The sequence below is a fragment of the Romboutsia timonensis genome, assembly GCF_900106845.1.
Taxonomy (GTDB): Bacteria; Bacillota; Clostridia; order Peptostreptococcales; family Peptostreptococcaceae; genus Romboutsia; species Romboutsia timonensis.
Map to the genome: position 1 here is coordinate 821,296 of NZ_LT629850.1, position 13,128 is coordinate 834,423.

Below are 13,128 nucleotides of genomic sequence, written 5' to 3' on the forward strand. Positions count from 1 at the left end.
TATGTATTATGTAATAGATAGAATAAAAGAAAAATTTTTAAGGTTTTATAGAAAAAAGGTGTTTTTATCTAGAATAAAAAGTAATCAAAAAGATACTAAAATTATAGGGTCAGGAATTCTTGTAAATGCATCTAATGTTAAAATTGGAAAGAATGTAACAATTTATCCAAATGTAATGTTTTGGGGAGATGGTGAAATTATTATTGGAGACAATGTTGATATTGGTAAAGATACAATTATTTTTTCTAAGAAAAGAGTGATTATAGGCAATAATGTTTCTATTGCAGCGCAGTGTTATATTATAGATAGTAATCATGGAACTAAGAAAGATATACTTATCAAAAATCAACCACTTGAGTATGATGAAAATGGTATTGTAATAGGTAATGATGTGTGGATAGCAGCAGGATGTAAAATAATAAAAGGAGCTCAAATCAATGATGGAGCTGTTATAGGTGCTATGAGTTTAGTTAATAGTGAAATTAAAAATAATAGTATTGCAGTTGGAATACCTGCTAAAGTAATAAAGGAGAGAGAGTAAATGAGTAAACATCAATACAAAATAGATATACCAGTACTTTTAATATTTTTTTCTAGAGATGAACAATTTAAACAAGTTTTTGAACAAGTAAAAAAAGCTCGTCCAAGTAAATTATATCTTTATCAAGATGGACCCAGAGATAATAGACCAGATGATATAATCGGAATAAATAAATGCAGAAAAATAGCAGAAGATATAGATTGGGAATGTGAAGTTCATAAATACTATCAAAATAAAAATTTTGGTTGTGACCCATCTGGGTACATTGCTCATAAGTGGATGTTTGAAAATGAAGAAATGGGTATTGTTTTAGAAGATGATGTTGTTCCTTCTCAATCATTTTTTCCATTTTGTAAAGAACTTTTAGAGAAATATAAAGATGATGAACGAATAAATATAATTTGTGGCATGAATAATACTGGGGTATCAAAACATATCTCTGCTGACTACTTATTTACTAAAAAAGGATCTATTTGGGGATGGGCATCATGGAAACGTGTAATAGATACATGGGATGAAACATATTCATGGTTAGATAATGAAAAATCAGTACAACTAATAAGAAATCAATTTTATAGTGAAGAAGAGTTTAAATGTTATATTAAAACAAGTAAATCTCATAGAAATTCTGGAAGAGCTCATTTTGAATCAATATTAGCTGCATCGTTATATTTAAATTCAAGGATAAATATTGTTCCAAAATATAATATGATTTCCAATATAGGTATAGCGTCTGAGAGTACTCATTCTGTTGATAATATTAATAAACTACCTAAAAGAGTTCAAAAGTTGTTCTTTATGAAAACTTATAAATTTGATTTTCCTTTAAAACATCCTGTAAATATTATAAGGGATTATAAGTTTGAAAAATTAATGACTCCTACAAAAATTCAAAGATATTATGATAGAGTAGAAGGTATTATACGTAAAATTAGATATGGAGGATTTAAAGAAATTTATAACAGTTTTAATAGGAAAATTATGAGGTATAGAAAATGTTGAAAATGAAAAAATACAGTAAAACCAAACCAAATTCAGAAAGTGTAAGCGAGATTAAGTTAGGTGTTATAATTTCTTATCTTACTATAATATTTAACATTTTATCGGGTTTAATATATACACCTTGGATGGTTAGACAAATTGGACACTCTGATTATGGATTATATACTTTATCGGCATCGTTTATAAGTATGTTTGCTGTAGATTTTGGACTTGGATCAGCTGTGTCTAGATTTATTTCTAAATATAGAGCTCAGGGTGAACAAAAGAAAATTAGTGAATTTTTAGGTATAACTTATAAAATTTATTTGGTAATAGCTATTAGTATTTTTACTGTTCTATGCATAATGTTCTTCTATATAGATAATATTTATATTCAATTAACACCAAGTGAAATAGAAAAATTTAAAGTGATTTATTGCATTTCAGGATTGTTTACAGTTATTTCATTTCCATTTATGACACTAAATGGGATTATTATATCTCATGAAAAATTTATTTTTCAAAAAAGTTTAGATTTACTGCATAAAATATTAATTATAGTGCTGATGGCAATTTCATTACTTTACGGATATGGATTGTATTCTTTAGTGTTAGTAAATGCTTTTGTTGGGATTTTATTAATTATAATAAAATTGATGTATATAAAAAAATATATACCGCAAAAAGTAGATTTTGGATGTAAAAATAAAAAAATAGTGAAACAGATATTTTCCTTTTCTATTTGGACTACAATAATTTTAATTATGCAACGATTTATTTTAAATATTACACCATCTATCTTAGCGATTACTTCAGGAACCGAAGAAATTGCTATATTTTCTGTAGCTATGACAATTGAAGGTTATACTTTTACATTTTCAACAGCACTATCAGGGTTATTTTTACCAAAGGTAACTCAAATGGTTTATAAAGATAATACAGAAAGTTTAAATGATATTGAAGATTTAATGATTAAAGTTGGAAGAATACAATTAATAATCATTGGAGCGATAGTTACTATCTTTATTACTCAAGGCAACGAATTTATAACATTGTGGATGGGAAAATCATTTAAAGATTCATATATAGTTTCTATATTGCTTATTTTAAATTCTGTAATTATAGTAACTCAAGAAATTGCAAACACGATGTTAATTGCAGTTAATAAAATAAAGTATGAAGCATTAAGTGTTAGTATAACTGCTATAATAAGTATTTTACTATCATTTACTTTATCTAAGTATGGGGGTGCAATAGGATCAGCTACAGCAATTTTTATTGGTAATTTCGTTGGAAGGGTTGTCGTTAGGAATATTGTATATAAGAAAGTATTAGGTCTTAATATAAAAAGATTTTTTAAAGAATGTCATTTAAAAATGTCTATACCATTAATACTAACATTAGTCATAGGATTTGTACTTTCACAATTTATAGTAGCAAATAATTTATTTATATTTGCGTGTAAAGTTGTTATATTAGGATTATTCTATATTTTATTAATGTGGTTGTTTTCATTTAATGAATCAGAGAAAAAATCATTATTACAGCCTTGCAATTTAATAATTAATAAATTACAAAAATAAAGGGGGAGCAAGTTAATGTTTAAAGATAAAGTACTTTTAATAACAGGTGGAACAGGATCGTTTGGTAATGCTGTACTAGATAGATTTTTAAATACCGATATAAAAGAAATAAGAATATTTAGTAGAGACGAAAAAAAGCAAGAAGATATGAGAAGAACTTACAGAAACGATAAACTTAAGTTCTATATAGGAGATGTAAGAGACTATAATAGTATAAACTATGCACTAAAAGGAGTAGACTATGTATTCCATGCAGCAGCACTAAAACAAGTTCCATCATGTGAATTTTATCCAATACAAGCAGTACAAACAAATGTACTTGGTACAGAAAATGTATTAAATGCTTGTATAAACAATAAAGTAAAAAAAGTAGTGTGTTTAAGTACAGACAAAGCAGCATACCCTATAAATGCTATGGGTATATCAAAAGCAATGATGGAAAAGGTTGCTATAGCAAAATCAAGACAAGTAAATCCTGACGATACATTAATAAGTATAACAAGATACGGAAATGTAATGGCATCAAGAGGTTCTGTTATACCACTATTTGTTGAGCAAATGAAAAGAGGAGAAGATATAACAGTAACAGATCCAAACATGACAAGATTTATGATGAGTTTACCAGATGCAGTTGAATTAGTTTTATATGCTTTTGAAAATGCAAGACAAGGAGATTTATTTATACAAAAAGCACCAGCTGCAACTATAGAAACTTTAGCACAAGCAGTAAGAGAAATATTTGACTGTAAAGATACTGGAGTTAAAACTATAGGTACTAGACATGGTGAAAAATTATATGAAACGTTAGCTACAAGAGAAGAGTTAGCTAAATCAGAAGATTGTGGTGATTATTATAGAATATGTGCAGATAATAGGGACTTAAATTATGATAATTACTTTAGTGATGGAAAAGAAAAAACATCTACATTAGAGGATTATCATTCGCATAATACAATACGATTAAATGTAGAGGAAATGAAAGAATTATTATTAAAATTAGACTATATAAAAGAAGAATTAGCAATCTTTGAAGAAGAAAGACAGTTAAAAGAAATAGCAGCATCTAAATAATACTTAAATTTTAATAGTGGGGATAAAATATGAAAAAAATACTAGTAACAGGGGCAAATGGATTTGTAGGTAAAAATGCTGTAGTAGCCTTAAGACATAGTGATGAATACGAAGTAATTACAATAGATAAGGAAAATAGCGAAGAGGAATTAAAAGAAGGTATACTAAGAGCAGATTTTATAGTTCACTTAGCAGGAGTCAATAGACCAAAGGAAAATAAAGAATTTTATGAAGGCAATGGACAATTAACAGAAAAAATAACTAATTACTTAAAAGAGCATAAGAAAAATACTCCAATCCTAATAACATCATCAACTCATGCAACTCTCAATAATGATTATGGAAAAAGTAAAAAACAATCAGAAGAAGCACTAATAAAATATAGTGATGAATGCAATTCAAAAGTTTACATATTCAGATTACCAAATGTGTTTGGAAAATGGTGCAGACCTAATTATAATTCAGCAGTAACAACATTTTGTTACAACATAGCACATGATAAAGAAGTATGGGTAAACGACCCATCTATAGAATTAAATTTAGTATACATAGATGATGTAGTAGCAGCAATAATTGATTGTATAAAAGAAGAAAATATAATAAACCTTAAAAATATAGAGGAAGAACTTGCAATAACTACAACAAAAGCAACTAGTATACAAATTGATAAATATTTTTATGAAATACCTAAAGTATATAAAAGAAGTTTAGGTAATATAGTTGATACGTTAAAAATGTTTAGAAATATGAGAAATAGCTTATTAATACCAGATTTAAGTGATAGCTTTAATAAAGCATTGTATTCAACATACTTGACATATTTAGAAGAAGATGATTTCTCATATTACTTAGATAAAAAAGAAGATAGCAGGGGATGGCTAGCTGAACTTGTTAAATCACCACAGTTTGGTCAAATGTTTGTGTCAAAAACACATCCAGGAATAACTAGAGGAAATCATTGGCATCATACTAAAACTGAAAAGTTTATTGTTGTCCAAGGAAAAGCAAATATAAGATTTAGAAAAATAGATGAAGATAAAGTTATTGAGTATATAGTAGATGGTGAAAAACCACAAGTACTTGATATACCCCCAGGATATACTCATTCTATAGAAAATATAGGGGAAGAAGAAGTTATAACACTTTTCTGGTCAAATGAAATGTTTAATCCAGAAAAGCCTGATACTTATTTTTTAGAGGTGGAGAGATAATGAAGAAGTTAAAGCTAATGACTATAGTTGGTACTAGACCAGAGATAATAAGACTTTCTGAAACTATAAAAAAATGTGATAAATACTTTGACCATGTGTTAGTACATACAGGACAAAATTGGGATTATACATTAAATCAAGTATTCTTTGAAGATTTAGAATTAAGAGAGCCAGACTATTACTTAGATACAGTTGGAAAAGATTTAGGTGAAACTATGGGAAATATAATTGCTAAATCTTATGAAGTAATACAAAAAGAACAACCAGATGCATTATTAGTATTAGGAGATACAAACTCTGCAATGTCTGCAATATCTGCTAAAAGGCTTAAGTGTCCAATATTCCATATGGAAGCAGGAAATAGATGTTGGGACTGGAATGTATCTGAAATGATAAATAGAAAGATAGTTGACCATATAGCAGATATAAATTTACCATATACAGAACATTCAAGAAGATATTTAATATCTGAAGGAATAGATGGAAAAACAATATTTGTTACAGGATCTCCAATGCAAGAAGTATTACAAGCACATATGGATAAGATTAAGCAAAGTGATGTATTAGAGAGGTTAAACCTTGAAAAAGGAAAATATATATTAGTTTCTGCTCATAGAGAAGAAAACATAGATAATGAAGAAAACTTTATTAGTTTAATGAACTCTATAAATAATATAGCTGAAAAATACCAAATGCCAGTTATATATTCTACTCATCCAAGAAGTAAGAAGTTTATAGAGCAAAGAGAGTTTAAGTTTCATCCATTAGTTCAAAGTATGAAACCATTTGGGTTTATGGATTATAATCAACTTCAAATGAATAGTTATTGTGTTTTATCTGACAGTGGTACTTTATCAGAGGAAAGTGCAATGCTTAATTTCCCAGGGGTACTTATAAGGACTTCTACGGAAAGACCAGAGGTGCTTGATAAGGGTACTGTTGTTATTGGTGGGATAAAAGGTAATGATGTTGAGCAGGCTATGGAGCTTGCTGTAAATATGTATAAAAATAATGAAGAAGTAATACTTGCAGATGATTATTTAGATACAAATGTATCAGTTAAGGTTGTAAAATTAATACAAAGTTATTCTAAAATTGTTAATATAACAACTTGGAACAAGTAGAGAAATTATTACTCATGTGTTAGCTTTAATTATAGGTTATATCATGAGTATTTTATTTGGAGGAGTTAAATTGGAATATATAAAGTTGATGTTTTTATCTATGGTTCCAATCATAGAGCTAAGAGGAGCTATACCATTAGGTATAGCTATGAATCTAAATCCCATATACATATATATAACTTGTTTAATTGGTTCAAGTATTATAGCAGTACCAGTAGTATTAGTTTTTAGACAATTAATAGAGTACTTAAGGCATAGAAAGTACTTTAATATAATAATAAGATGGATAGATAAAAAAATAGAAGGTAGAGCTAAAAAGCTTAAAGCTGTAAGTATAATAGGTATAATACTATTTGTTGGAATACCACTTCCTACTACTGGATCATGGAGTGCATCAGCACTTGCATCAATATTTAAGATGAGAATAAAAGATGCATTAATTGGCGTATTTATAGGAAATGCAATAGCTGGAATAATAATGTTAGCTATATCTATGCATTTAGCAGAAGGTATATCTTTTGGTAGTTTATTAATAATTGGTTTAGGCATAATTATAGGAGTAATTTTATATTATAAGAGTAAAAAGAATAGATTAAATAAAGAGAGTCAACTAGAGGAAAAATATATAAATTAGACTAGAGTATTATAAACATACTATAACATATCAATATGATAATAGTTAAATTATCAGTAAAATTATATAAAATTTATATAATCAAAGAAAGGTATAAGGGTATGAATAAAACTCAGGATTATTTAGTAAAATTATTAGATAGTGCTATTCATGGAAATAAAATAAACTTCAATATAGATGAAAATATACAGTGGGATAAACTTTTAGATGAAGCTAGAGCTCATAAAGTTGAATCTTTAGTTTATTCAGCAATAGATAGAAAATCATTAGAACATATAGATAATAAAAAATTATTAGATTTATGGAAAAGAGAGACTTTTTTATCAGGTGTAAATCAATTAAATCATATAAATAATGTTTCAGAATTTTTAGCTGAATTCAATAAAGAAAATATACAAGTAATTGTACTTAAGGGTATAGTAATAAGAAACTTATATCCAAAACCGGAATTAAGAACTATGTGCGATGCAGATATATTAGTCAAGAATAAAGATGACTTGAATAGAGTAAAAAATGTACTTTTAAATCTAGGATATAAAGAAAGTGTATCATCAGATAAAGATTTATGTTTTAGAAGAGGTATTACATATGTAGAGGTTCATTGGAGTATTGCAAATGAGAAAAACTTTTTAAATATAGAAAAATTTGAAGAGGAAATTTGGAAAAATTCTGTAACTGTTAAGGTTGGAAATGCAAGTGCATTGTCAATGTGTGACGAAGATTTAATACTACATTTATGTATGCATATGGCAGCACACATAAAGTATAGTGGATTTGGTATTAGACAACTTTGTGATTTTGTTTTAATTGTAGAAGAAAAAGGAGATTTAATAGATTGGAGTATATTTAAACGTAAGTTGGAAAGACATGGAATATACAAGTTTATTATTAGTATATTTGAAATTTGTAATAAACTATTTGGGCTAAAAATTCCTTATGAACTAAAATCAGAAAATCTTATGAATAATAAATTTATAGATTTATTGATAGATGAGATATTTTTAAGTGGAGTTCATGGAAAAAGAAATAAAATTTTACAAATTTCAAATGCTATTTCACATGCTAATATAGAAGAAAAAAGAAATTGTATTCATTTTTTTAAAAAATTATATTTTCCATCTATTAATACTCTGTCAGATAAGTATATGTATGCAAAACGATACAAAATTTTACTACCAATAGCATGGATTCATAGATTGTTTATTGGGGGATTAAATTATAAGGAGAGTATAAGTGATAAATTAAAAATTGCTATATTTGGAGCTAGTATTTCGAGAAGAAGGAATAAATTGATAAGTTGGTTAGAATTATAAATAAAGGGCATATAAGCTTAATTTAAAGCTTTAATATGCCCTTTATTTATAATCTTAGCAATTAAAATACCTATATATCCACCTAAAGTGTTTAGCCATAAATCATCTATCTCACAAAATCTATAAGGAATAAATCCTTGTATAAACTCAATAGACAATGTTAATAAAAATATTATTAATATAGATTTTCTAACATTTGAATTTTTTAAGAATATAAAAAATCCAAATGGAATAAATAATACTATATTACCAAACACTTGATGAATAAAATAAGAAAAATCATAGTTAAGATATATATTAATAGGAACTCTGAAAGGAATTAAATTGTATACTTCAAATCCATCAAAATTAGCATCTAATTCAATAGGAAAAAGTGTCTGAGAAATTATAAAAATAAATGACAAAAATAAAGATAGATCTATAAATCTATCTTTGTAGTTAAATTTATTATTCATAAAATAGTCATAAATTATAACCATACCTAAGTAAAAAAATGTTACACCCAAGAATATAGATTCAGAAAATTCTATCATCAAAATAACACCTCATAATTTTTATATAATATCATATTAAAATACACTTTCAAAAAAGTATAATATAAATAATCTATTGCGCTAGTTAAAATTATATTCAAAATAAAGTAAATTGTTTTATATAAAAAATAATATACGGCAAAGATTAGTATTTACAAATTTTACTAAATTACAATCTTTTAATTTTAGCTACATAATTATCGATTACAATCAAGTTATTTATTAGAAATGAAATATTATGAGATAAAACCTTTATTGAAGTTCTATTTATAAATACTATGTAGTATATATTAATAATTTCAAATGATGATAATGATAATATATTAAATGAGTGTTAGAAAAGCTATAAAATAGATTTTGGTGGAAGTTATATTTAAAGTAGCATCTTTAGAGTTATTATATATTATCCATAAGTATAATGGATAGGTGATTATATTATTGATATTATTATGTTACTAATATATTAAGTCAATATAAAGTAGTATGTAAATAATGATTTTACAAATTATATATTAAATATTAGGAGGGAGAACTATGAAAAAAGTATGGAATAAACCTAATATAAGTAATTTATCATTAGAAGATACAATGGCTAAAGGCGAAATAATGTCTAATTTTACTAGAGGTGATAAAAGATGGTTTGCATGGAGATGTTGTTGTGGAGTTACAAGTGACTTTATTTATCCAACTGCAACTGATGCAGATATAGCACTAAGTCAACATGAATCAACTTGCCAACATCCTTGCCTTATATCATAATAAAATAATGTATTTTTTATAAGTATATTAAACTTTATTAATAAAAGATATGTTCAGCATATTCAATATGTGTATATATTAACTAGTACGCAGATTAAATAACATTTATAATAAAGTAGGGAGAAAATGAAAAAAAATAAAATATTAATTATTACTTATATATTAGCATTAAGCATAATATCAAGTGGATGTAACTTTATAAAGGTTAATGAAGGTATATTATATGGAAATGAAGATTCACCTATAGAAATAATTAACTATACAAGTTTTCAATGCAGTGCATGTACTACATTGCATGAAGAACTTGGAGAAAGTATAAAAAAATATATAGACTCTGGACAAATAAAATATATAGAAAAACAAATTGATATAAAACGATTTGAATATGATGATGTAATCTATAAACATATGAATGAAGAACAAATCTCAGATTTTGAAAAACTATCGGAAATATATGAAAAACAAGATAAATGGATAGTATTAAAGTCACCAGAAGAAGTAATAGAATTTCTAAATCTAGAACAAGAAGAAAATAAAAAACATGTAAAAGATCTAAAAAAGATAAATAAAGAAAAAGATAAATTAGAAATAAAAGCAGTACCTACTATGTTTATAAATGGTGAAAGAATAGAAGGAAATATACCAAAAGAAGAGTTTGAAAATAAAATAGAATCATTATTAAATAAAAAATAATCTAGTTATATAGCTAGATTATTTTTTATTTAATAAGTATACTTTAGTGTAATTAAAATTAAATATAAAGATAATATAGTATATTATCCAAAAACAGTATAATGAAAAATATAATTATTATTGGAGGATAGAATGAGCTATTTTTATAGAGTATATGGATTAAATGTTAAATCAGAAATATTGATACCAGAACTAACTATTTTAGAAGAGGATAAAAGAGATAAAATAGATGTAAATATATGCTACAAAATGATGGATGCAGATATAAGATTAATGATGCTTCAAGGTAAAAAAGCAAACTATGAAAATAAAAAAATGTGGTTTCATATAGATAATTTAGCGACTTATTGTATAACTAATGGTAATAAAATAGATATACAATTATGTGAAAATCCTGATCACCAGTTAGTAAAAGTATATATACTAGGTAGCGTACTAGGGATGGTGCTTTTACAAAAAAATATAGTAGCAATTCATGGTGGAGGAGTAGTAATAAATGATAAGGGGTATGTATTTACAGGAGATAAAGGAGCTGGTAAATCAACACTTACTACAGCACTAAGACAATGTGGATACGGTTTTATAGCAGATGATGTTTGTTCTATAAAACAAGGAGAAATAAATAAAATATATCCAGGTTTTGGATATCAAAAATTATGTGATGATACAATGATTAAATTAGGATATACACCGAATGATTATGAGCCTTTTAGAAGTGATTTTAATATAAAGTACATAGTACCTGCGTTAGATGATTTTGTAAATTATGAAGTACCTTTTGAAGGTATATTTGAACTTACTGTTTCAGATGTTGAAAGTGTAGAGATTAAAGAAATTACTGGTATTGAAAAAATACAAAGCTTAATTAAGAATATTTTTAGAATTGAGATGTTACACTACTCTGGAGGGATAAATTCTCTATATTTTAAAAAGTGTGCAGACATAGCGAAGAGTATAAAATATTATAAATTAACTAGACCTAAAGATGTATTTTCTGTAAATGAGCAAATCGAAGTTATTGAAAATATAATTTATAAAGATGAAATAGATAAGTTAGAAAAGTTGGGATAATTTTTATGCCAACTTTTTTATGTATAAGAAAACTATTATAAATTAAAAAATTGATTTTAAACTTTATAAATACATATGATTTTAAACAATAGTGATGCAGTGAACTTAATAATACTATTACAGTAATAAATAATAGGCCTCTTAAGATGTTTAGGTATAAAACACCGTAAGAGGTCTTTAATGTAATATAAATATAAAGCATTGTACTTAATATGAAAACTCATAAATAAACATATTAATTGTATATAACACCATTAATATAGAGAATAAAGTAAAAATTAATGATTTTTCTATTTTAATTATAGAATTAATCATTTGGATATTATCTAAATAATTTCTCTTATATTTCTTATCTTTATAATACTTACAATAGTACTTTTGAAACTTTGAAATAAGATATACTATTATAAAAATATAAAATACAGTAACTAATAATACAGTAGCAAGTCCTGTTAAATAAACAAAAACACGAGCTATACAAAGTATAAGCTTATGACATAAAAACATTAAAAATAATACAAGAGATCCTAGAACTACAGATGTTAATAGTGCAAGCTTAGAATCGTTATTTTTATTCATCATAATATCTCCTTTAATATTTAATACTACATTATATTAAATAAATAATATTTGTTAGAACATTATAATAACTACAAATTTAATATGAAAAATATATTTAAATTAAATATAAAAATAAATAGTATAAATATAGTTGTTAAATAAATATTTATATAACTATTGAAAATAATTGTAAAATATATTAATATAAAAGCATAGAACATGTTCGATAAAAGAGAACATAAATGGAATTTGAATTTATACATATGGAGGATATAAAGAATGGAATCACAAAGGGGATATTTTAAAACTAATATACAAGTATTAAAATTTGATAATATAAAAGACACAGACAAAATAATATTTAACCATTACATAATGAAAAAAGTAAACTATAACAATATGAATGGCAATCTACCAAAAGGCCAATTCTACATAAGCAATGGCACAGTTTCCAAGGACTTAAACATATCAATAGGAAAAGCCAAAAGGCTTATAAAAAACTTTAAAGAACTAAACATAATACAATTAGTTCAATTAGGAAACACTGATAACACACCATCAGTATACGAATACAGCAATAATATTGATCTAGGTCATGACCTAGGACACAACCTAGGCAGAGGAGATACTAAAGTTAGTAATAGCAATAATTTATGTATATTGGACGAACATATATACGATATAGGTAAGGACATAGAGAACTGCCACTCTAAAAAAGATAATATAAATAATAATAAAATACATTCTTGTGTGGTTGATTATTTAAACAAGAAAACTAATAAAAGATTTAAGAAAACTTCAGTTAAAACAAAGAGCCTTATAAACGCAAGGCTTAATGAGGGATTTGATGAAGAAGACTTTTACAAGGTAATAAATATAAAATCAAAACAATGGTTACACACTGAAATGGAAAAATACTTAAGACCAGAAACCTTGTTTAGTAACAAGTTTGAAGGATACTTAAATGAAGAAGTTGATACAAATGAAGATATAGAGGATTTAGATGATATAAAGCCATTTGATATAGAATTTGATTTTTAAATAATTTTAATT

14 protein-coding genes and 1 pseudogene are annotated in these 13,128 nt (G+C 25.6%); 12 read left to right on the top strand and 3 right to left on the bottom strand.

The genetic code is table 11. The annotated features are described in order from the left end of the window. Position 1 precedes the first annotated feature (1 nt). The 8 genes from BN7997_RS06505 (at position 2) to BN7997_RS06540 (ending at position 8,458) form a co-directional block, all read left to right on the top strand. On the top strand, positions 2 to 541 hold the full coding sequence (locus BN7997_RS06505; protein ID WP_071120033.1) for an acyltransferase: 540 nt from the start codon (positions 2 to 4) through the stop codon (positions 539 to 541). Then, positions 542 to 1,543 (top strand): hypothetical protein, encoded by a 1,002-nt coding sequence (locus BN7997_RS06510; protein ID WP_071120034.1) that lies wholly within the window; start codon positions 542 to 544, stop codon positions 1,541 to 1,543. Then, on the top strand, positions 1,537 to 3,105 hold the full coding sequence (locus BN7997_RS06515) for an oligosaccharide flippase family protein (protein ID WP_083335026.1): 1,569 nt from the start codon (positions 1,537 to 1,539) through the stop codon (positions 3,103 to 3,105). Before BN7997_RS06510 ends, BN7997_RS06515 begins: the two co-directional genes overlap by 7 nt. 15 nt (positions 3,106 to 3,120) lie before the next feature. After that, the gene (locus tag BN7997_RS06520) at positions 3,121 to 4,176 is read left to right on the top strand and encodes a polysaccharide biosynthesis protein (protein ID WP_071120035.1); all 1,056 of its coding nucleotides are present in this window, start codon (positions 3,121 to 3,123) and stop codon (positions 4,174 to 4,176) included. 29 nt (positions 4,177 to 4,205) lie between these two features. Beyond that, positions 4,206 to 5,387, top strand: coding sequence for a polysaccharide biosynthesis C-terminal domain-containing protein (locus BN7997_RS06525; RefSeq protein WP_071120036.1), 1,182 nt, complete (start codon positions 4,206 to 4,208; stop codon positions 5,385 to 5,387). Next, entirely contained in the window at positions 5,387 to 6,511 is a 1,125-nt protein-coding gene (gene wecB / locus BN7997_RS06530; protein WP_071120037.1) for a non-hydrolyzing UDP-N-acetylglucosamine 2-epimerase, read from the top strand. The genes BN7997_RS06525 and wecB overlap by 1 nt, the downstream gene beginning before the upstream one ends. 70 nt (positions 6,512 to 6,581) lie before the next feature. Next, positions 6,582 to 7,145 (top strand): COG2426 family protein, encoded by a 564-nt coding sequence (locus BN7997_RS06535; protein WP_071120038.1) that lies wholly within the window; start codon positions 6,582 to 6,584, stop codon positions 7,143 to 7,145. Between the two features lie 101 nt (positions 7,146 to 7,246). Next, positions 7,247 to 8,458, top strand: coding sequence for a nucleotidyltransferase domain-containing protein (locus BN7997_RS06540; RefSeq protein WP_071121381.1), 1,212 nt, complete (start codon positions 7,247 to 7,249; stop codon positions 8,456 to 8,458). Positions 8,459 to 8,475: 17 nt separating this feature from the next. Here the strand turns inward: BN7997_RS06540 and BN7997_RS06545 are convergent, their stop codons facing one another. Next, the gene (locus BN7997_RS06545) at positions 8,476 to 8,991 is read right to left on the bottom strand and encodes a VanZ family protein (RefSeq protein ID WP_071120039.1); all 516 of its coding nucleotides are present in this window, start codon (positions 8,989 to 8,991) and stop codon (positions 8,476 to 8,478) included. 169 nt (positions 8,992 to 9,160) lie between these two features. Further along, a pseudogene (locus tag BN7997_RS16430) lies at positions 9,161 to 9,265 on the bottom strand (IS982 family transposase); the annotation flags it as partial. Between the two features lie 260 nt (positions 9,266 to 9,525). Here BN7997_RS16430 and BN7997_RS06550 point away from each other — a divergent pair. The 3 genes from BN7997_RS06550 to BN7997_RS06560 all read left to right on the top strand — a co-directional run bounded on the left by BN7997_RS06550 (position 9,526) and on the right by BN7997_RS06560 (position 11,514). Further along, positions 9,526 to 9,750 (top strand): hypothetical protein, encoded by a 225-nt coding sequence (locus BN7997_RS06550; protein ID WP_071120040.1) that lies wholly within the window; start codon positions 9,526 to 9,528, stop codon positions 9,748 to 9,750. Positions 9,751 to 9,876: 126 nt separating this feature from the next. Then, entirely contained in the window at positions 9,877 to 10,443 is a 567-nt protein-coding gene (locus tag BN7997_RS06555; RefSeq protein ID WP_071120041.1) for a thioredoxin domain-containing protein, read from the top strand. 132 nt (positions 10,444 to 10,575) lie between these two features. Then, positions 10,576 to 11,514: a phosphoenolpyruvate carboxykinase (ATP) gene (locus tag BN7997_RS06560; RefSeq protein ID WP_071120042.1), complete on the top strand. Its 939-nt coding sequence runs from the start codon at positions 10,576 to 10,578 to the stop codon at positions 11,512 to 11,514. A gap of 207 nt (positions 11,515 to 11,721) precedes the next feature. Here the strand turns inward: BN7997_RS06560 and BN7997_RS06565 are convergent, their stop codons facing one another. Then, a complete protein-coding gene (locus BN7997_RS06565; protein ID WP_071120043.1) occupies positions 11,722 to 12,093 on the bottom strand; it encodes a hypothetical protein in 372 nt (123 codons plus the stop codon). A 261-nt stretch (positions 12,094 to 12,354) separates the two neighbouring features. Between BN7997_RS06565 and BN7997_RS06570 the strand changes: the two genes are divergently transcribed. After that, positions 12,355 to 13,116 (top strand): conserved phage C-terminal domain-containing protein, encoded by a 762-nt coding sequence (locus tag BN7997_RS06570; protein ID WP_071120044.1) that lies wholly within the window; start codon positions 12,355 to 12,357, stop codon positions 13,114 to 13,116. The last annotated feature ends 12 nt before the right edge of the window (positions 13,117 to 13,128 follow it).

Coding starts and splice junctions, on each gene's coding strand:
- BN7997_RS06505 (WP_071120033.1), top strand. CDS start 2: ATGTATTATGTAATAGATAGAATAAAAGAAAAATTTTTAAGGTTTTAT.
- BN7997_RS06510 (WP_071120034.1), top strand. CDS start 542: ATGAGTAAACATCAATACAAAATAGATATACCAGTACTTTTAATATTT.
- BN7997_RS06515 (WP_083335026.1), top strand. CDS start 1,537: ATGTTGAAAATGAAAAAATACAGTAAAACCAAACCAAATTCAGAAAGT.
- BN7997_RS06520 (WP_071120035.1), top strand. CDS start 3,121: ATGTTTAAAGATAAAGTACTTTTAATAACAGGTGGAACAGGATCGTTT.
- BN7997_RS06525 (WP_071120036.1), top strand. CDS start 4,206: ATGAAAAAAATACTAGTAACAGGGGCAAATGGATTTGTAGGTAAAAAT.
- wecB (WP_071120037.1), top strand. CDS start 5,387: ATGAAGAAGTTAAAGCTAATGACTATAGTTGGTACTAGACCAGAGATA.
- BN7997_RS06540 (WP_071121381.1), top strand. CDS start 7,247: ATGAATAAAACTCAGGATTATTTAGTAAAATTATTAGATAGTGCTATT.
- BN7997_RS06545 (WP_071120039.1), bottom strand. CDS start 8,991: ATGATAGAATTTTCTGAATCTATATTCTTGGGTGTAACATTTTTTTAC.
- BN7997_RS06550 (WP_071120040.1), top strand. CDS start 9,526: ATGAAAAAAGTATGGAATAAACCTAATATAAGTAATTTATCATTAGAA.
- BN7997_RS06555 (WP_071120041.1), top strand. CDS start 9,877: ATGAAAAAAAATAAAATATTAATTATTACTTATATATTAGCATTAAGC.
- BN7997_RS06560 (WP_071120042.1), top strand. CDS start 10,576: ATGAGCTATTTTTATAGAGTATATGGATTAAATGTTAAATCAGAAATA.
- BN7997_RS06565 (WP_071120043.1), bottom strand. CDS start 12,093: ATGAATAAAAATAACGATTCTAAGCTTGCACTATTAACATCTGTAGTT.
- BN7997_RS06570 (WP_071120044.1), top strand. CDS start 12,355: ATGGAATCACAAAGGGGATATTTTAAAACTAATATACAAGTATTAAAA.